Raw genomic sequence first — 18,654 nt, 5'->3', positions numbered from 1 at the left:
CAAAATGTTGATGCCGTCGTGGGGTCGCCATTCATGGCGACCACAACAATGCTCACCCGATTAAATCAGACGGCTTCAGCCACGTTAGCTTTGGCCTCAATAAACGCCACCACCGCTTTCGTCACCTCTGCGGTATTCGCCGTGCCGCCAACATCCGGTGTCAGAATGCCCTGCGCGCAGACATATTCGATCCCTTGCATAATCAGCGCCGCTGCGTCGCGCTCGCCGAGATGCTCCAGCATCTGTACCGCCGTCCAGAACGTGGCGATCGGATTGGCGATGCCTTTGCCGGTGATATCAAAAGCCGAGCCGTGAATCGGTTCAAACATCGACGGGAAGCGACGTTCAGGATCGATATTAGCGGTAGGCGCAACGCCTAAACTGCCCGCCAGCGCACCGGCCAGATCCGACAGAATATCGGCGTGCAGATTGGTGGCAACAATGGTGTCGAGGCTCTGCGGATGCAGCGTCATGCGATGCGTCATCGCATCGACCAGCATTTTGTCCCACTGCACGTCCGGAAACTCCTGCGCCACTTCGGCGGCAATCTCATCCCACATCACCATGCCGTGACGCTGGGCGTTGGATTTGGTCACCACCGTCAGCAGCTTGCGCGGACGCGACTGCGCCAGTTTGAAGGCATAACGCATAATGCGCGTCACGCCAACGCGGGTGAAGATCGCCACTTCGGTGCCAACTTCTTCCGGCAAACCACGATGCGCGCGGCCGCCGTTACCGGAATATTCGCCTTCTGAGTTTTCCCGCACAATCACCCAGTCGAGATCGCCGGGGCCACGATTGCGCAGCGGTGAGGTGACGCCCGGCAGAATTTTGGTGGGACGCACGTTGGCGTACTGGTCAAAGCCCTGACAAATTGGCAAACGCAAACCCCACAGCGTGATGTGATCCGGCACGTCGGGCGCACCGACCGCGCCAAAATAAATCGCATCAAACTTCTTCAGAGTTTGCAGGCCATCTTCCGGCATCATCACGCCGTGTTGCTTGTAGTAATCCGAGCCCCAGTCAAAAGTCTGCACGTTGAACTTGAGCTGAGGATCGTGACGCGTCAACGCGTGCAGCACTTCCACGCCAGCAGAGATCACTTCCGGGCCAATACCATCCGCAGGGATTGCGGCAATCGAATAGTTACGCATGTTGTTTCTCCAGATCAATGAGTATGAGGATGAGGGATTTTCGCCGTTTGCGCTCGGTTACCGCTGGCGGCGAGCAGCAGAACCACAATGGCCGACAGCGCCAGCAGTCCCGCCACGAAATAGAGGCCCCACGTATAGCTGCCGGTTTGCTGGCGGATTACGCCAATCATCATCGGGCCGACAAAGCCGCCAAGGTTGCCGATGGAATTGATGGTGGCGATGCCCGCCGCCGCCGCCGGGCCGCTCAGGAATAAGGTCGGCATGCTCCACAGCGGCGGTTTTGAGGCGCTGATGCCGACGGTGACCAGCGTCAGGGCGATGATCACGGTGAACAGCGTGCTGACGTTACCGGCATAAATCAGGCCAGCCGCCGCCAGCAAACAGGCACCAATCACATGCCAGCTGCGCTCTTTGGTGCGGTCGGAGTGGCGCGCCCACAGGATCATGCCGATCACGCCGATCACCGCCGGGAAGGCATTAAGGAAGCCGATCTCCATCGAGGATGCGCCGAAGCTGCGGATGATCTGCGGCGACCAGATGCCGAGCGTGTACAAACCCGCTGACGTACCGAAGTAAACCAGCGCCAGCGCTAACACCCGTTTATCCATCAGTCCGCGCCATGCGCTGCTGTGGCTATTTTTGACGGCGCGCGCCTGCTCTTCGGCCTGCATGGTGGTTTCCAGCCACGTACGCTCCTCATCGGTTAGCCATTTGGCTTTTGCCGGGCGGTCGGTGAGGTAAAACAGCACCACGATGCCGAACAGCAGCGCCGGAATCGCCTCCAGCACAAACATCCATTGCCAACCGGCGTAGCCCAGTAGGCCGTGCATCTCCAGTAACGCAGCAGAAATTGGCGATCCCAGCGCGGTGGAAAGCGGCGCGGCAGCCATAAAGATGGCGGTGACCTGCGCCCGTTTCGCCGCCGGGAACCAGTAGCTGAGATAGAGGATGATGCCGGGGAAGAATCCGGCTTCCGCCACGCCCAGCAGAAAGCGCAGCACGTAAAAGCTGGTGGTGCCCTGCACAAAAGCCATGCAGCCGGAAACCAATCCCCAGGTGATCATGACGCGCGCAATCCAGATGCGGGCGCCGACTTTATGCAGAATTAAATTCGACGGTACTTCAAACAGAAAATAACCGAGGAAAAAGATTCCGGCACCAAAGCCAAATACCGTGGGCGAGAAACCTAAATCCTGATTCATGGTTAATGCAGCAAAACCAATATTGACGCGATCGAGAAAAGCGATGAAGTAGAGCAGCATGATGAAGGGCACAATGCGTAACGTCACTTTACGCATCACCCTTTTTTCGAGGTGAGAGTTCATATTAAAGTGCTCCAGATTGTGTAGGGTGGTGTTATTTTTTTGTAATCGAGTTCAGTATGCAGTTTTGTTTTGGCTTATCATCAGATGTGGATTATATAAACTATTTGCATAATCAACGGGTGAGGGGAATGTGGATATAAATCAATTGCGTTGCTTTGTTGCGGTGGGTAAAGAACTGCATTTTGGCCGCGCAGCACAAAAGATGGAAATGATGCCTGCGTCACTTTCTCGCTTCATTCGTTTACTGGAAGAGGACCTTGGCGTGCGTCTGTTAAATCGATCGACGCGTAATGTTTCATTAACCGCCGAAGGCGCACTCTTTTTTGACGATGCCAGCAAATTAATCGATCAATTTGATGCGCTGGCTAAACGTTTTAAAGTGGGATTAAAAGATGAACGTCGCACATTACGTATTGGTGCAATTGATAGTGCCGCGCGTGGATTAGTTCCGGCGTTACTTAATTTATTTGTTCCGCTGCATCCTCACAGCGATATTCATATTATTGAAGACAAAACGATTAATTTAATTCCGAAATTAAAGTCGGGCTGGCTGGATATGATTTTTATTCGCGAGCCGCAAAGTATTGATGCGACATTAGCAGTGCGCTTTATTACCCGCGAAAGCTGCGTGCTGGCGGTGCCAATCCAGCATGCGCTGGCGCAGCGCGCACGAGTGGCAGTGGCCGATTTTCAGCATGAAGCGATGATCATTCCCGACCGTCGCACACGCCCGCACAGTCACGATCTCACCATGAGCCTGTTCAAACTGGCAGGATTCACGCCGCATATCGCCCAGTTCGCCGAAGAGAAGCAAACCATTCTGAGCCTGGTTTCTGCCGGACTGGGATTAGCGGTGGTGCCCGCTTCGTATCGCACCATGAACAGCGACAGCGTCAGTTATATCGCGCTGGAATTGCCTGAAGAGATTAAAGGTTTGCCGCTGAGTATTGCCTGGCAGAAGGGCAACGAAGATAGTTTTCTATTGGATATGCTGGGTTTGCTGCATGAGCATCAGCGTGAGCTGACGGCGAAATTATAGCCTCATCCAGCCGGTGGCTAATTCCCACTACTCTCTCTATGATGGAATATTTCCCGCGCCAATGTCGGGAACGATCAATGAGTTAGGGAAAAATCGCGCGATGACCATTTTAAACGACCTGGATTTGCGGCAGCTGGAAGCCTTCTCGGCGGTGATCTCTGCCGGAAGCGTCACCGCGGCGGCGAAGGCGCTCAATCGCTCGCAGCCGGCGGTGTCGCGTTTGATTCAGGAGCTGGAACAATCGCTGGGTTATCCGCTGTTTATCCGCAACGGGCCACGTATTCATCCCTCGGAAGAGGCGCTGCAGCTGCATCAATACGTGCAGAAAGCGCTGCTCTCACTGCAGCAGATTCGCCTGCGTGCGCAGGAGATCGCCCATCAGCAACATCGCCCGTTGAGCATTGCCGCCACGCCTGCACTGGCGGCGGGTTTGCTGCCGCAGGCGCTGGCCGCGCTCAATTTGCAGAACAAAGTGCAGATCATCAGCGAATCCGCAGTGCAGACGGCGCATGCGGTGATCACTGCCGAAGCCGATCTCGGCTTATGCAGCTTGCCGCTCGAGCATCACGCGGTGGAGCTGCACTGGATTGGGCAGTCGCAGTGCGTGGTGGCGTTGCCGGAGAACGATGAACTGGCTGCGCAATCTCAACTGTCGTTGAGCAGCCTGGCGGGACGGCGGTTGATTGCGCCGTGGAGCCCGCAGCGGCTGCGCGGACGCTACGAAAAAGCGTTGAAAAAGGTCAAAACGCCGCTGCACGAAACCATCGAAACCAACTCCTCCGCCAATATTCTTGGCTGCGTGCGCGCCGGGCTTGGCGTGGCGATCCTCGAACCTGTCACAGCGTGGGGCATGCCGCTGGCCGGTGTGGCGATTCGTCCACTGGAGGAGGATATTCCTTACTACTTTGGCGTGATTACGCCGCAGGGACGGCAAATTTCAACGGCTGCGCAGGCCTTGATTGAGGCCCTGGCGGATGCTGCCGCCACTCTGTTGCCGGGTTTTGAGCGTCTGCCCGCCAGTGAACATCCGCGTATTATGCGGCTGATTAATCAGGAATAAAGTGTTGTGCGGTGATTAGCAAGGTCGCCATGAATGGCGACCCTACGTTCGAACGTCAAACCTGCTTATAACATTTCCGGCATAAGATATAAGAAATCCATTGGTCAAAAGCTGAGCGAGATTATTGACTCTGTTTTAGGGCAAGAGGATTATGCGAAGCCTTAGCTCTTACTATGTGTTTTAGTGATTATTAACCATTAACTATGTGTTATCAGGATAATGGAAATGCATAGTCACTAACGCGCTTTAGTGGTTTCGTCCGCACTCTGGCTGCCGCTTATTTCTGGGAAAACGTGTATGACTTATGCCGCCGATGGCCTTGCCGCGCTGGAAGCTCAGCTTCAGCAGGATCTGGAATATCTTGAACTGCCCGCGAAATCCTGGGTGCCCGAGCGCACGCAGGACGGCGCGCCGGTGCGTGACGTGGTGGTAATCGGCGCGGGCATGTGCGGGCTGGCGGCGCTGGCGAAATTGCAGTTCACCGGCATCAGCAATGTAGTGGCGTATGACGCCGCACCCGCCGGGCTGGAAGGTCCGTGGGTGACCTTTGCGCGCATGGAAACGCTGCGTTCACCGAAATCACTGCACGGCCCGGCGCTCGGCATGGCGCAACTGACGTTCCGCGCGTGGTTCACCGCGCAGTGGGGCAAAGAAGCCTGGCAAGAGCTGGATAAAATTCCCAAAGCGCAATGGATGGATTACCTGATTTGGTATCGCAAGGTGCTGAATCTGCCGGTGCGCAACAATGTGCGCATCAACAACATTGCCTTTGCCGATGATCTGATTGCCCTCGATCTCAGCGGTGCCGAAACCGGCCGCATTTACACCCGCCGTTTAGTGCTGGCCACCGGACGTTCTGGCCTTGGCGGTTTCGCCGTGCCGGATTTCCTGCAAGGTATTAGCCGCCAGTTCTGGGCGCACTCCGCCGACGACATTGATTTCTCTTCCCTAAAAGGCAAACGCATTGCGGTGATTGGCGCGGGCGCATCCTCGATGGATAACGCCGCCACCGCGCTGGAACACGGCGCGGGCGCGGTAGATTTGCTGATTCGTCGTAAGCAGATGCCGCGCATCAACAAAATGACCGGCATCGGCAGCCAGGGCGTGGTGCACGGCATGCATCAGTTGCCGGACGCGTGGAAGTGGAAGTTTGTCGATTACACCGCCACCACACAAACGCCGCCGCCGCGCTCCTCAACGCTGCGCGTGTCGCGCCATGCCAATGCGCGCTTCTTGCTTGATTGCGGCATCAATGCGGTGAAAGAAGAAGCCGATGGCCTGCTAATCGAAACTACGCAAGGCCCGTTCTGCTATGACTTCCTGATTGCTGCTACCGGTTTTAGCAACGATTTCCACGGTCGCCCGGAGTTTGCCGCCATCGCACCGCATATCCGCAGCTGGCACGACGGATGCTATCAGCCAGAAATGGGCGCGCCGCGTCCCGGTTTGCTGGAAGCGCCGGATCTCGGCCCCGCTTTTGAATTCCGCGAACTGACGCCAGGCGCATGTCCGCTATTGGCGCACATTCACTGCTTCAACGATGCCGCGATGCTGACGCACGGCAAAGTCTCCGGCGATATTCCGGCGGTAAGCGCCGGTGCCGATCGTCTGGTGCGCGGTATCACCGCTTCGCTGTTTGCCGAAGACGTCGAGCAGCATTACGCCAACTTACAGGCTTTTGATACCCCTGAATTGCAGGGCGACGAATGGGTGGATTCCACGCCCTTACTCAACCAGGAGAATGCGCAGTGAGTGACGCAATTGATCGCGCAGTCGGCTTAAACGCCGAAGATGCGCTGTACGGCACGCGCCGCCTGCGCCCGGAATTTGTTGACGGCGCGGAACAGTGCCGCATCTCGGTGCTGGCACCAAACGACGATCAGGGCTTAGCGCCGGATGTGCGTTTGGCGCTGGCGCAGCGTATGGCGCAGCTGAACCACGATGCCGAGCTGCAACAGGATTATCAGACGCAGCTGGCGGCGTTGCAGCCGTCCGAGGCGCTGCTGGCGCTGGCGGCAGGCGCAAACGATCTGCCAGAACCGCTGGCGACGATTGCGCGCCACGCCGATCTCGTTACCCAGCAGCCAATGAACGCCACCGAGCAGCACATTCGCTTGCTGGAACAGGCTGGCTTGAGCAATCCGCAGATTGTGGCGCTCTCCGAGCTGATCGCTTTTGTTAACTTCCAGATGCGCGTCGCGGCCGGATTACGTTTGTTGAGGTCTGCATGATTCCGTCGGTTAATCTCAAGCCACTGCATTGGCACCCGTATATCGCGCCGGTGGAAGTAGAAGACGCCACGCCCGCGCAGCTCGATGCGATGAAAGTGACGCCATCCAACAAGAAGATTTCCGAATATGTGCGCACGTTAGCGCACGATCCCGACAGCTACGTAGCGCGTACCGTGCTGTTCAACGCCATTATGTATGTCGATGGCGGGCTGGATCGTGCGGATCGTGAACTCGGTGCGCTGGGTGCGTCTATCGTCAACGGCTGCAAATATTGCGCGGTGGTACATGCGCGTCGCCATGCGCAGCTGGCGGAGAGTGATGCGGTGGTGAGCGCCATCTACTTTGATCGTGCGGATGTGCTCGGCGAGCGTGATGCGGCGATCTACCGTTTTGCCCGTCGCCTGTCGGTGACGCCGTCCGAAGCCAGCGCCGAGGATATGGCGGCACTGCGCGCGGTCGGCATGAACGATCAGGAGATTATCGATCTGATCCACGCCATCGCCATTTTTGGCTGGGCCAACCGTCTGATGCATGTGCTTGGCCATGCTGACCTGAACAAATAAGGGCTGCTGCATGTTAGAACTCAACGATATTAAGCTCTCTTACGGCAGCACGCCGATCCTGAAAGGTGTTGATCTGTCGGTGAAACGCGGCGATGTGGTGTCGATCATCGGGCCAAGCGGCACCGGTAAAACTACGCTGCTGCGCTGCATTAACTATCTGGCCAAACCGGCGTCGGGCACCATTCAGCTCGATCAGATCCGCATGGATTATCAGTCACCGGATAAAGCGGCGATCCAGGCGATCCGCCTGCGTACCGCGATGGTATTCCAGCAGTTCAACGTGTTCAAAAACATGACGGTGCTGGAAAACGTGATGGATCCGCTGATCGTCATTCAACGCAAAAGCAAACAGCAAGCGCGCGACATCGCCGTGCAGGAGCTGGAGCGCGTCGGATTGGGCGCCAAGCTCGATCACTATCCGTCGCAGCTTTCCGGTGGCCAGCTGCAGCGTACCGGCATCGCCCGCGCGCTGGCGGTGCGCCCTGATGTGATGCTGTTTGATGAACCAACCTCATCGCTCGATCCGGAGCTGGTGGGCGAGGTGCTGAAAGTGATTAAAGATGTGGCGTCCTCCGGCATTACCTCGCTGCTGGTGACGCACGAAATGCAGTTTGCCAAAAGTATCTCGAACCGCATCGTCTTTATGGATCAGGGCGTGGTGGCCGCGCAGGGCAGCCCGACTGAGATGTTCGAAAATCCAACCCTGCCGCGACTTGCTCAGTTCCTCAATTCAGAACGCGTATTCTAATAATTAAAGGAATCAACGACATGCCTGCAATCAAAACCACATTACGTCGCCTGGCCGCGCCTGGCATCATCGCTCTGGCACTGATCAGCGGTAACAGCTTCGCGGATGCGGTGCGCACCATCAAAATTGCCACCGCAGCGGAATCTAAACCGCTGTCGTGGGGCGCGATTGGTCACGAGCCGCAGGGCTACGAGCCGGACGTGCTGAAAGCCATCAACGCCAAGCTGCCGCAGTACAAATTCGTGATGGAAGGTGCGGCGGATATCGCCCAGGAAACCGGCCTCGCCACTGGCAAATATGACATGGCAACCGGCGGCTATTACAAAGCGCCAACGCGCAGCAAACAGTTCCTGATCCCGGATGCGCCAATCGGTGCCAGCCTGATGAAGATTTACAGCCGCAGCGATAGCACCATCAATAGCATGAAAGATCTGGTCGGCAAGAATATCGTGCCGGTCACCGCAGGTGGCGGCGTGTACAAATTCGTGACGCAGTGGCAGCAGGAAAATCCCAACGACAAGGTTGAGATCAAAGCCTCGAGCGCGGGTGTGCCTTATCCGGATCGCCTGAAAGAGGTGCAGCGTGGCAAATATGATGCGCTGATCCTGCCTTCAAACCTCGGCGAGCAAACGGTGATCGACAACCAGAAACTGGCGATCAAAGCCAGCGAGCCGGTTGCCATCAATAACACCTACGTGCTGATTCACCGCTCTGCCGAGAACCAGGCGCTGAACGACGACATCAACAAAACGCTGCAACAGCTGAAAGCCGACGGCACGCTGGATAAGCTGGCGCAGAAGTGGTTTGGCGAAGACGTTTCTAAGTATATGAAGTAAGCGATTCACTGTGCTCGATGATGCGTTGGAAGGGCCGCCCCTACAACGCATTCACCGACTCTTTTTTAGCAGGAGTGTTTCACCGTGAATCTGACTTCGATGATTCCCGAGCTGCTCTCGGCGCTGCCGTTGACGCTTGGCATAATGTTTGTCGCGATGATCGTCGGGTTCTTCCTGGCGCTAATCGCCACCGTATTCCGCGTGCGCCGCATCCCGGTCATCAGCCAGTGTGTAGATTTGTACGTCTCATACGCGCGCAGCGTGCCGGTGGTGCTGCAGCTGTTTGTCGCCTTTTATGGCTTGCCGCTGGTGGCCGAGCAGTTTGGCTTCAGCGATTTTGTCACCGCCAATATCGCGGCGATGATTGGCCTGAGCCTGTATCACGGCGGTTATCTGTCGGAAGTGATGCGCCCGGCGTTTCTCGCCGTGGAGAGCGGCCAGCACGACGCCGCCGACAGCATGGGTTACAGCTTCCGCCAGAAAATGCTGCGCATTGTTGGTCCGCAAGCGGTGCACTATGCGCTACCAGGTTACGGCAATGCGATTATCTATCTGATTCATAACGTGGCGCTGGTGATGTACATCGGTGCGGCGGATGTGATGGCGACTGCGCATCTGATCATGGAACGCGACTACAACCAATATCAGTTCGGCACTTATCTGGTGCTGGCAGTGCTCTATTCGCTGCTGTGCGGCGTGGCTTGGTTGATTATCCGTTTCTTCGAACAACGTCACGCGAAGTACAGCTCGAAAACCGCTGCACGCGTCAAATTCACCAGCGTCTGATGAGGGAGAGAAACCATGTTTGATCTTGAGGTTTTGCTGCCGGACTTCTGGAGCATTCTCGATGCGGTGCCGGTGACGTTGCTGATGGCGGTGACGGTGTTTATCTGCTCAACGCTGCTCGGCGGGCTGTTTGCCTTTATTGAACATCGCCGCATTCCAGTGCTGCGCCAGTTGGTGATCGCGTACAAGATTGCCTTTAAAGGTGTGCCGATGGTGGTGGTGATTTTCCTCGCCTATTACGGTTTGCCACCGGCGCTGGACTTCGTCGCCACGCTGTTTGGCGTGAAAGTGAATGCACACTCGCTGCCGAACTGGGTGATCATCATCGTCGCCCTGAGCGCCTGCGTCGCGGCGTTTCAGGCGGAAGTGTGGAAGGGCGCGCTTAACTCGTTTGATAGCGGACAATCGGATGCGGCGCTGTCGCTCGGCTACAGTGGCGGCCAGTTGTTCCGTCGCGTGATGTTCCCGCAGATTATCGTGGCGGCGATTCCCGATCTGGCCAACGCCTTTATGGTGATCATGAAAGCGCTGTCGCTGGCGTTTGCCATCGAAGTGGTGGATATCTTTGCCCAGGCGCAGCTGGCGGCGGCGCTGAATTTCTACTATCTCGAAGCCTTCCTGGTGGCGGTGGTGTTTTACATGGTGATTGCGTATGTGGTGACCAAGATCGCCGACAAAATCGAGGCGAGGTTGCGGGTGCGGACGTAAACCCAGGTCGCCATAAATGGCGACCCTACATAAACTGCATTACAAACTTTCATTCTGCAAGTTACTTGCAAAATGAAAGTGACTCTGCAACAGTATCCGCCATCACACCGATGTCGGATAACCCACCTTGAAAAACCAACCGCTCTACAACATGCCTTGTCCCATTGCACGCAGCCTTGGGCGCATTGGCGATGGCTGGAGCATACTGATCATGCGCGATGCGCTGGCCGGTTTTACCCGCTTCGATGAGTTCCAGAAAAGCAGCGGCGTGGCGCCCAACATCTTGTCGCGGCGGCTGAAAGAGCTGGTGGACGATGGCTTGCTGGAGAAGGTGTGTTACAGCACCAGCCCGGCACGCTTCGAATATCACCTGACGGCTGTTGGCCGCGATTTTCGCGGTGTGATTCTGGCGCTGACCGAATGGGGCAGCACCCATTTCTCGCCGGAAGGTCGTCAAATGCAGCTGGTGGAAACCGCCACGCAGCGCCCGGTGAAGATGCAGATGGTCGATAGCGAAAACGGTCAGCCGCTGACGCTGGATAAATATCAGATGGTGCCCGGCCCGGCAGCGGAGCCGATGATGCACTATCGCCATGATTATCTGCAGAAAAAGCGCGCCGGAGATAACACCCAGAAATTCGCGCCGCCGGCGCTGCACTCATCACGCTGAAGTGCAACTCAGCACCTGCAGATTAAGGAGTTAAAGATGAAACGAATTGTCATTACCGGCATGGGGTTGGTATCGCCGCTGGGCTGCGGCACTGAAGCGGTATGGCAGTCGCTGCTGGCGGGAAAATCGGGCATCAGCGCCTTACCGCCGGAGATGGTGCAGGATATCGCCTGTAAAGTGGCGGGACAGGTGCCGACGCTGGAGCAGGATCCACAGCATGGTTTCAATCCCGACGGCATTATTGCCGCCAAAGATCGCAAGAAGATGGATCGCTTTATCGAGTTCGCGCTGGTGGCGGCGCATGAAGCGCTGACGCAGGCTAACTGGTTCCCGCAAGATAGCGCGCAGCAGCAGCGCACCGCCACGGTGATCGCCACCGGCATCGGCGGTTTTAATGAGATCGCCAACGCGGTTGAAACCACCGCCGAGCGTGGGCCGCGTCGTTTGTCGCCGTTTACCATTCCTTCTTTTCTCGCCAATCTGGCGGCCGGACACGTTTCGATTGCGCACGGTTTTCGTGGGCCGATTGGCGCGCCGGTAACGGCTTGTGCGGCGGGTGCGCAGGCGATTGGCGATGCGGCACGAATGATTCGCAGCGGCGAAGCGGATATTGCGCTGTGCGGGGGCACCGAAGCGGCGATCCATCGCGTGAGCCTGGCCGGATTTGCCGCAGCGAAGGCGATGTCAGGCGGTTTTAACGATCGTCCTGATCAGGCTTCACGTCCGTTTGATCGTGACCGCGACGGTTTTGTGATGGGCGAGGGCGCGGGATTGCTGGTGATTGAATCGCTGGAACATGCAGAGGCGCGCGGCGCAATACCGCTGGCGGAGCTGGTAGGTTACGGCACCAGCGCCGATGCTTACCATCTCACCGCCGGTCCGGAAAATGGCGAAGGCGCGCGTCGGGCGATGGAAACCGCGCTGGCGCAGGCGGGCATTACCGCGAGCGAGGTGCATCATATTAATGCGCATGCCACGTCGACGCCGGTCGGCGACAAGGGCGAACTGGCAGCAATTAGTTCGCTGTTCTCTGGCAGCGAGGTGGCGATCACCTCCACCAAATCGGCCACCGGACATCTGCTTGGTGCAGCGGGTGGCGTAGAAGCGATCTTCTCGATTCTGGCGCTGCGCGATCAGGTTGCTCCGCCGACGCTGAATCTGCAGCATCCGGATGAAGCGGCAGCCGGGATGAATCTGGTGGCGCTAAAACCGCAGCCAACGGCGATGACCTATGCGCTCTCCAACGGTTTTGGCTTTGGCGGTGTGAATGCCAGTTTGTTGTTTAAAGCCTGGCAATAGGTTTTCTGATGCACGTCAGTTAAGCGTAAAACGGTCGTTTGGACAGGTTTTCGTAGGGTGCGCATTCATGCGCACCTTCCTATAATACGGCAACGATAGCGCGCAGGAATGGCCCCCTTTGAGCACTGAAATTGCAACCCAGCAGCTGGCGGAAGAGCTCCGTCAGCTGATTAGTCACTTCGTACGCAACGTCCGCGTCAGCACCGCGACCGTGCGCACCTCGCAATATGAAACCCTGGATCTGCTCGATAGCCATGACGCGCTCTCTATCGCCGATCTCGCGCGTCTGCGCGGCGTGAAGCATCAAAGCATGCGTTTAGTGATCAACGAGTTGGAGGCGCAAGGTTTGGTGCTGCGGCAAAAAAGCGCGCATGACGCGCGGGCGCAGGTGATCGTGTTGAGCGATCAGGCACGCGCTGCGCTGGCCGACGCACGTGAACAGCGCGCAGCGTGGATTGCGGCGCGCATCGATGCAACGCTCGGGCAGCAGGATCGCGACGATCTGCAAAAAGGGCTGGCTGCGTTACGCAAACTGCTGTAGCTGCGCCATCACCGCCGCCAGCGTGTTCATGCCCCAATGCTCCGCGTATTTTCCCTGTTCAATTCGCACCATATCAATCACCGCAATGGTTACAGGTAAACCGGTGGGTGCGATGCCCATCAGCGATCCGTTGTGAACGCCGGTTATCGTTTTGCGCGTGGTGACCCAATCGCGCTCGGCGATTTGAGCTTCTATATGCACCTGTAGATCGGAGAAAGCGGGGCGCAGGATCTGATCGAAAGTGTGCCAGAGACTTTCGCGATCGCTGGGTGCGCCCGCTGGCGCTGAGCGGTTAATGAAGTTTTCGGCAACGAGTTGATCGAAAGCCTGGCGGTCGCCTTCGGCAATCACCTGCTGATTGAAGCGACGTACAACGGCTTTGTTTAGTTCTGACATGGGGAAGTCTCCGTTAAATATATACAGTTTAACTGTATATATTTAACGGCAAGTTGGAAGGGGGAGTTTGATAGCTTGTGCGGTGTGTTTGGTTGGGAAGGTCGCCATGAATGGCGACCCTACGATGGCGCAAATGTGCGCACCGCGTAAAACTCAGCGCTTGCCCAGCGCTTCCCACAATCCCAGCAGATAGGTGGTGCCCAGCGCGCGGTCGTACAAGCCGTAGCCCGGACGGCCGGTTTCGCCCCAGATAAAGCGGCCGTGATCCGAACGGATGTAGCCATCGAAGCCGTTGTCATGCATCGACTGCAGCACTTTATACATATCCAGCGAACCGTATTCCGTTGGGTGCGCGCACTCGTAGAAATCTTTATCCTGAATAATCTTGATGTTACGCACATGGGCAAACGGAATGCGTTTGCGGCGCGAGAATTCAGCCAGAATAGCGTACACATCATTACTCGGATCTTCGGCAATCGATCCGGTACACAGCGTGATGCCGTTGGCCTCAGAATCGACCACGTTACAGATCCAGTCGAGATCGTCGCGGTTCTTCACCACGCGCGGCAGGCCGAAGATCGAATACGGTGGATCGTCCGGGTGGATCGCCATCTTCACGCCCACTTCTTCACATACCGGGATCACCGCTTTCAGGAAGTAAGAGAGGTTTTCGCGCAGTTTCGCGTCATCCACATCTTTGTATTGAGCAAACAGATCCTGCACTTTTGCCAGACGTTCCGGTTCCCAGCCCGGCAGGGCGAAACCGTTGGAGTTGCCCAGCACTTCCTGTACCACCTCGTCGAGGCTCTTATCGATGCCTTTCTTCTCGAACGCCATGGTGAGCGAGCCGTCTGGCAGCACGTAGTTCATGTCGGTCTTCATCCAGTCGAATACCGGCATGAAGTTGTAGCAAATCACCTTCACGCCAACCTCGGCCAGGTTGCGGATGCTCTGCTTATAATTTTCGATATATTGGTCGCGGCTCGGCAGACCGATTTTGATGTCGTCGTGAATGTTGACGCTTTCGATCACTTCCACGGTGAGCCCGGCGGCATGCACCTGCTCAACCAGCGCGTTAATCTTCTCTTTCGGCCAGGTTTCGCCCACCGGCACGTCATACAGCGCGCCCACTACGCCGCGCACGCCCGGCACCTGACGAATAAATTCCAGCGAAACTTTATCTTCTTTCGGACCAAACCAACGCATTGTCAGTTGCATAATGTCATCCACCGTTATCGTGTCTGTGATAACTGATAAACTACCATTCTAGTAAACATCATGACAGCGTGGCGCGTTCAATAAGCCTTGATCCGCGTCACAGAACACAATTTATCCGCATTAAGAGAAACTCAAAGATGAACGGCCAGCTCACTGAAATGCTCCTTGTATTTGAATAATTCCAGATCGGATCGCAGCCCCAGTTTGCGTAGCGCGGTCTGCTTTTGCCCGCTAATGGTTTTGCGACTGCGCGCGTATTTACCGGCGATCTGCGTGACGCTTAAGCCGTCAAGATAGCAGCGGATCACTTCCAGCTCGCGCGGGCTTAGCTCACGTAGCAGTAATGCAATGTCATCGCCGAGCTCGCGCGGCAGCAGGTAATCATGCATTTCCCGGTCGCTTTCCTGAAACTTGTCCATCTCCAGCAACATGTCGCGGGTGAGAAAACGCTTGTTACGGCAAACCTGGTGCAAGGCGGCAATCAGCACTTCCTGATCTTCGCTTTTACCCACAAAGCCATGTACACCTGCTTTCAACAGCAACTGGACTATCGCGGGTTTTTCCACCGCTGAGGAAACCAAAATTTTCATCTCCGGATAACGCACGCGCAGCTGTTTTACCATCTGCAGGCCATCGAGTTCCTCCTCGCCAAGCATGTAGTCCAACACCAGGACATCTACTGAGTGACGCTGTAAAAAAGCCATCAACTGCTGACGCTGAGAGAAAGCACCCGCCAGATCCAGCAGCGCTTCCTGCGCCAGTCGGTACTGAATAGCTTTGCCGATCAGTGGATGATCATCTAATACGGCAACCTGCCAGATTGCATCTTGTTTCATGGTTTTACCTCATTATTGGGATTCTTTTTCAGTGCGTGATGGAAGAGCGCTTCCAGTTCTGCAACTGCGGTGGTAACTGCGGGTATCAGTTGTTGCAAAAACACACTCTCTCGTTGCTCTGCTGCCTGTTCGGCGGCGAGGCAACTCTGTTGCAGACTTTCAGCTCGCAGCAATTTGGCGCTGCCGAGTAATTGATGAGCGGCGTGGCGTGCACCCGCGAAATCCTCTGCCAGAGCGGCTTGCTGCAGTTGAGCAAGGTCGCGCGCATTTTGTTGCTGTGCGGTGGTGACCAGATCGCACCAGGCTTGCGGATCGTTGGCTGCCAGGTTTTCCAAAGTGAGCAGGGTTTCATTGCGTGTGCTGCTGGCGATATTGCCAGTGACCACCCGCAGCAGTTGCGTGCGCTCAAGCGGTTTAAACAGGCAACCATCCATGCCAGCCTGCGTCGCGAGTTGTGCTACGCGCTCTTCGGCCATCGCCGTCAGGCCATAAATCGGTACCGCACGCCGGTTTAGTAGCTTCTCCTCAATACGTAACTGGCGGGTAAATTCAAAGCCATCCATGCCGGGCATATTGCAGTCGGTGATGACGCGATCAACTTCGTGTTCGCGCCACAATGCCAGCGCCTCTTCACCGCCTTCCGCCACCAGCACATGATGTCCGGCATAACGTAGTTGCTGCGCCAGCAGCAGGCGATTAGTGGCGTTGTCATCGACAATTAGCATTCTGAGTGACACCTGCGGAACTTCTTCCACCGGCTCAACTTCTGCGTCGGTCAACGTCGCAGGCTGGGCGGTAAAGCGCAGCATGAACACGCTTCCTACATTCGGTTCACTCTCTACATGCAACTCGGTGCCCAGCATCACCGCCAGGCGACGGCAAATGTTGAGGCCAAGGCCGGTACCACTGACGCGATTAGTGCCCTGATCAACCTGAATAAAGGGTTCGAAAATGGCTTTTTGTTGCTCGGGTGTCAGGCCAACGCCGCTGTCACACACTTCGAGTACGTATTCGGGTTTGCTGACTTCGGCCTGATACAACGCCACTTCAACTTCGCCATGCGTAGTGAACTTGATGGCATTACTGACCAGATTCGCCAGGATTTGCTTCAGCGCAACGGGATCAAACAGCACTGCATCTTGATCGATATCCAGCATTACATTCAGTGCCAGCCCTTTGTTATGGGCCACCTGGCGAAAGAGCGCTTCGGTATCGTGCACCACATCGCTTAGCGACATCGGCAGAAGACGAATGCTGAAATGGCCGGATTCGATTTTCGCCAGGTCGAGTATGTCGCCCACCAGTGACAGCAGCGAACGTGAAGATTGCCACGCCAAATCGATATTTTTCTGTCGTTGCTGGGGATCGCTTTGGCCTAAATGCTCAATCTCTAGCAAGCCAATCAGCGCCGCGAGCGGGGTGCGAATTTCGTGACTCATATGTGAGAGAAACGTGCTTTTGGCCTCGCTAGAGCGCAACGCAGCCCGTTTGGCCTTATGGACATCATCCAGCAGGGTTTCGATGTAGTGCAGTTGGCTACTCATTTCTCGTTCATGCTGGCGTTGCTTCGCCAGCGAAGACTTCAGCAGATGGTTGCGGCACAGGAAAAACAGCAGGCAGACGCCAGCCACGGCAACGATGCGCAGCACGTAGCTGCGATAGCTCTGCCATGAAGTGCTGGTGGCCGGTGGCGTGTATTTGATCCAACGCTCCATCAGAGATTGCATCGTAGGTTGGGGAATATCCGACAATGCTTTATTCAGGATTGAGATGAGGTGTTCATCCGCCGCATTGGCGGCCATCGCCATGCGAAACATCGGCAACGGCGCGACAAACGCCACTCTGAAGCGGTCATTGAAGTGGTTATTCAGTAAATATTGCGCGGATTCATAAGGCACGATAAAGCCGTCAACCTGCTTATCCTGTAGCTGCCCGAGTGCATCGATTGAAACGGCATTTTCACTAAAATCGATGGCAGGCCAGCGCTGACGCAGATCAAAACGATAATAGGAGCGCTCATAAATACCGATGCGTTTACCTGCCATCTCATCAAAGCTGCGCCATTTGCTGTCGCTGCGTGTCATCACTACCAAGGGCGAATAGATATAGGTGCGCGTATAGCGGATGTGATCGCTTTGCTGGGAAGCGGCATCGCTCACAACGATCAGAGAATCGCGTTGGTTAACCAGCGCATCGCGCATGGAGCTCAAACCTTGCATCGGTTGGTAACGAAAGCGGATACCGGTGCGCTGTGAGATGAGTTTCAGCAACTCCACGCTCAGCCCGGCGATGCGCTGCTTGCCATCCAGAAAGGTGAAAGGCAGATGTGTCGGATCATAATTCACCGTGATGTCCCGGTGCTGCGCCAGCCAGCGCGTCTCGGCTTCGCTTAGATCCAGCGGATGGTTTTTCACCACAGACTGATAATCCAGTCCCCATGCTTCCGCGATCTGTACTGCGTTACGCAGCGGAATATTGGTCAGAATCTCATTAATCGCGGCGATCAATGGCGCATTGTTGGCGCGTGTGGCAAAGCGAGCATCCACGTCGTTCATGTAAGGCGTGCTATGACCTTCAATAATGTTCTGCAGACCGCGCTGTGACAAATAACGTTGTGTAGCAGAGTTGCTCCAGAACACGGTGTCTTCATTTAAGGCTGTATCGGTATACGCCCAGAGTGGAGGCGACGCGGGAGCTAAGCTCGCATTGGGATAACGTTTATGCAGCAGATTTCGCAACTCATCATCGCCGTAGTACATCAGGCGATAGCGGCTGTCTTTTAATTCGCGATCAAATTTTGCCTGACGACGGCTGATCAACACACTTTGCGCTAGTGAATACGGAATGCTGAGCGCCAGTTTCGTCTCGTGATTGGCGGCCTGCGGATAATAGGGAATCAGATCGACTTGCTTGTTATTGAGCGCATCAACCAACTCCAGCCGAGTCTTATAGCGTTTGATTTCCACTGGCAGGTCAAGCGTTTTGGCGACGATGGCGAGGTAATCGGCGGATAGCCCCTCAAAAGCATTCTTTTCAAATTCCACCGAATAAGGCGGTAAAGTATGGCTCCAGACGCCCACGCGTAATACCGCATGGCGCGCCAGCCAGCGCTGGCTTTCAGGATTGAGGGTGACTTCCGGGGAAATCAATCCGTAACGTGGCGTGAAGTTGAGTGTGGAAGCACCCCAGGCAGGGAAGCACCAGCCCAACAGGAAAATCATGCTCAGAATGCGTTTGCCCACGA

General features: G+C 56.0%; 18 protein-coding genes. 12 read left to right on the top strand and 6 right to left on the bottom strand.

The annotated features are described in order from the left end of the window. Positions 1-65: 65 nt before the first annotated feature. Positions 66-1,154, bottom strand: coding sequence for a tartrate dehydrogenase (locus ACXIZX_RS15620; protein ID WP_179452157.1), 1,089 nt, complete (start codon positions 1,152-1,154; stop codon positions 66-68). A 14-nt stretch (positions 1,155-1,168) separates the two neighbouring features. Next, complete coding sequence (locus ACXIZX_RS15615) at positions 1,169-2,479, bottom strand: MFS transporter (protein WP_179452158.1); 1,311 nt, start codon at positions 2,477-2,479, stop codon at positions 1,169-1,171. Positions 2,480-2,609: 130 nt separating this feature from the next. On the opposite strand from ACXIZX_RS15615, the gene ACXIZX_RS15610 reads away from it, so the two are divergent. The 12 genes from ACXIZX_RS15610 (at position 2,610) to ACXIZX_RS15555 (ending at position 12,960) form a co-directional block, all read left to right on the top strand. Next, entirely contained in the window at positions 2,610-3,518 is a 909-nt protein-coding gene (locus tag ACXIZX_RS15610; protein WP_479404500.1) for a LysR family transcriptional regulator, read from the top strand. A gap of 100 nt (positions 3,519-3,618) precedes the next feature. Continuing rightward, positions 3,619-4,578, top strand: a complete 960-nt coding sequence (locus ACXIZX_RS15605) for a LysR family transcriptional regulator (protein ID WP_479404499.1) — start codon at positions 3,619-3,621, stop codon at positions 4,576-4,578. Between the two features lie 297 nt (positions 4,579-4,875). Continuing rightward, positions 4,876-6,330, top strand: coding sequence for an NAD(P)-binding domain-containing protein (locus ACXIZX_RS15600; protein ID WP_479404498.1), 1,455 nt, complete (start codon positions 4,876-4,878; stop codon positions 6,328-6,330). Further along, the gene (locus ACXIZX_RS15595) at positions 6,327-6,809 is read left to right on the top strand and encodes a CMD domain-containing protein (protein WP_479404497.1); all 483 of its coding nucleotides are present in this window, start codon (positions 6,327-6,329) and stop codon (positions 6,807-6,809) included. Before ACXIZX_RS15600 ends, ACXIZX_RS15595 begins: the two co-directional genes overlap by 4 nt. Further along, positions 6,806-7,372, top strand: a complete 567-nt coding sequence (locus ACXIZX_RS15590; protein ID WP_008107152.1) for a peroxidase-related enzyme — start codon at positions 6,806-6,808, stop codon at positions 7,370-7,372. The genes ACXIZX_RS15595 and ACXIZX_RS15590 overlap by 4 nt, the downstream gene beginning before the upstream one ends. A 10-nt stretch (positions 7,373-7,382) precedes the next feature. Then, positions 7,383-8,120 carry an amino acid ABC transporter ATP-binding protein gene (locus tag ACXIZX_RS15585; RefSeq protein WP_008107154.1) on the top strand — a complete coding sequence of 246 codons (738 nt, stop codon included), beginning with the start codon at positions 7,383-7,385 and terminating at the stop codon, positions 8,118-8,120. A gap of 20 nt (positions 8,121-8,140) precedes the next feature. Next, the gene (locus ACXIZX_RS15580; RefSeq protein WP_154155229.1) at positions 8,141-8,956 is read left to right on the top strand and encodes a transporter substrate-binding domain-containing protein; all 816 of its coding nucleotides are present in this window, start codon (positions 8,141-8,143) and stop codon (positions 8,954-8,956) included. 99 nt (positions 8,957-9,055) lie between these two features. After that, positions 9,056-9,742: an amino acid ABC transporter permease gene (locus tag ACXIZX_RS15575; RefSeq protein WP_218889374.1), complete on the top strand. Its 687-nt coding sequence runs from the start codon at positions 9,056-9,058 to the stop codon at positions 9,740-9,742. Positions 9,743-9,757: 15 nt separating this feature from the next. Continuing rightward, positions 9,758-10,450 (top strand): amino acid ABC transporter permease, encoded by a 693-nt coding sequence (locus tag ACXIZX_RS15570; RefSeq protein ID WP_479404496.1) that lies wholly within the window; start codon positions 9,758-9,760, stop codon positions 10,448-10,450. A gap of 127 nt (positions 10,451-10,577) precedes the next feature. Continuing rightward, on the top strand, positions 10,578-11,120 hold the full coding sequence (locus ACXIZX_RS15565) for a winged helix-turn-helix transcriptional regulator (protein ID WP_479404495.1): 543 nt from the start codon (positions 10,578-10,580) through the stop codon (positions 11,118-11,120). Positions 11,121-11,156: 36 nt separating this feature from the next. Continuing rightward, positions 11,157-12,419, top strand: coding sequence for a beta-ketoacyl-ACP synthase II (gene fabF / locus ACXIZX_RS15560; RefSeq protein ID WP_479404494.1), 1,263 nt, complete (start codon positions 11,157-11,159; stop codon positions 12,417-12,419). A gap of 118 nt (positions 12,420-12,537) precedes the next feature. After that, a complete protein-coding gene (locus tag ACXIZX_RS15555; RefSeq protein WP_179452167.1) occupies positions 12,538-12,960 on the top strand; it encodes a MarR family winged helix-turn-helix transcriptional regulator in 423 nt (140 codons plus the stop codon). On the opposite strand, the gene ACXIZX_RS15550 is transcribed toward ACXIZX_RS15555, so the two are convergent. The 4 genes from ACXIZX_RS15550 to ACXIZX_RS15535 form a co-directional block, all read right to left on the bottom strand. Then, on the bottom strand, positions 12,943-13,356 hold the full coding sequence (locus ACXIZX_RS15550) for an ester cyclase (protein WP_479404493.1): 414 nt from the start codon (positions 13,354-13,356) through the stop codon (positions 12,943-12,945). The two genes, ACXIZX_RS15555 and ACXIZX_RS15550, sit on opposite strands and share 18 nt — an antisense overlap. 153 nt (positions 13,357-13,509) lie before the next feature. Next, positions 13,510-14,574 (bottom strand): mannonate dehydratase, encoded by a 1,065-nt coding sequence (gene uxuA, locus ACXIZX_RS15545; RefSeq protein ID WP_479404492.1) that lies wholly within the window; start codon positions 14,572-14,574, stop codon positions 13,510-13,512. A 131-nt stretch (positions 14,575-14,705) separates the two neighbouring features. Further along, positions 14,706-15,410: a response regulator gene (locus ACXIZX_RS15540; RefSeq protein ID WP_479404491.1), complete on the bottom strand. Its 705-nt coding sequence runs from the start codon at positions 15,408-15,410 to the stop codon at positions 14,706-14,708. Next, complete coding sequence (locus ACXIZX_RS15535; RefSeq protein WP_479404490.1) at positions 15,407-18,652, bottom strand: transporter substrate-binding domain-containing protein; 3,246 nt, start codon at positions 18,650-18,652, stop codon at positions 15,407-15,409. The genes ACXIZX_RS15540 and ACXIZX_RS15535 overlap by 4 nt, the downstream gene beginning before the upstream one ends. Positions 18,653-18,654: the final 2 nt, after the last annotated feature.

It is taken from the genome of Candidatus Pantoea symbiotica, from assembly GCF_056491525.1.
The sequence above is the reverse complement of the archived record's forward strand: the minus strand, read 5'-3'. Positions and strand labels throughout refer to the sequence as shown.

What these genes read in the sequence shown, in the direction of transcription:
- ACXIZX_RS15620 (WP_179452157.1), bottom strand. Translation starts at nt 1,154, where the DNA reads ATGCGTAACTATTCGATTGCCGCAATCCCTGCGGATGGTATTGGCCCG.
- ACXIZX_RS15615 (WP_179452158.1), bottom strand. Translation starts at nt 2,479, where the DNA reads ATGAACTCTCACCTCGAAAAAAGGGTGATGCGTAAAGTGACGTTACGC.
- ACXIZX_RS15605 (WP_479404499.1), top strand. Translation starts at nt 3,619, where the DNA reads ATGACCATTTTAAACGACCTGGATTTGCGGCAGCTGGAAGCCTTCTCG.
- ACXIZX_RS15600 (WP_479404498.1), top strand. Translation starts at nt 4,876, where the DNA reads ATGACTTATGCCGCCGATGGCCTTGCCGCGCTGGAAGCTCAGCTTCAG.
- ACXIZX_RS15590 (WP_008107152.1), top strand. Translation starts at nt 6,806, where the DNA reads ATGATTCCGTCGGTTAATCTCAAGCCACTGCATTGGCACCCGTATATC.
- ACXIZX_RS15585 (WP_008107154.1), top strand. Translation starts at nt 7,383, where the DNA reads ATGTTAGAACTCAACGATATTAAGCTCTCTTACGGCAGCACGCCGATC.
- ACXIZX_RS15580 (WP_154155229.1), top strand. Translation starts at nt 8,141, where the DNA reads ATGCCTGCAATCAAAACCACATTACGTCGCCTGGCCGCGCCTGGCATC.
- ACXIZX_RS15575 (WP_218889374.1), top strand. Translation starts at nt 9,056, where the DNA reads ATGATTCCCGAGCTGCTCTCGGCGCTGCCGTTGACGCTTGGCATAATG.
- ACXIZX_RS15570 (WP_479404496.1), top strand. Translation starts at nt 9,758, where the DNA reads ATGTTTGATCTTGAGGTTTTGCTGCCGGACTTCTGGAGCATTCTCGAT.
- fabF (WP_479404494.1), top strand. Translation starts at nt 11,157, where the DNA reads ATGAAACGAATTGTCATTACCGGCATGGGGTTGGTATCGCCGCTGGGC.
- ACXIZX_RS15550 (WP_479404493.1), bottom strand. Translation starts at nt 13,356, where the DNA reads ATGTCAGAACTAAACAAAGCCGTTGTACGTCGCTTCAATCAGCAGGTG.
- uxuA (WP_479404492.1), bottom strand. Translation starts at nt 14,574, where the DNA reads ATGCAACTGACAATGCGTTGGTTTGGTCCGAAAGAAGATAAAGTTTCG.
- ACXIZX_RS15540 (WP_479404491.1), bottom strand. Translation starts at nt 15,410, where the DNA reads ATGAAACAAGATGCAATCTGGCAGGTTGCCGTATTAGATGATCATCCA.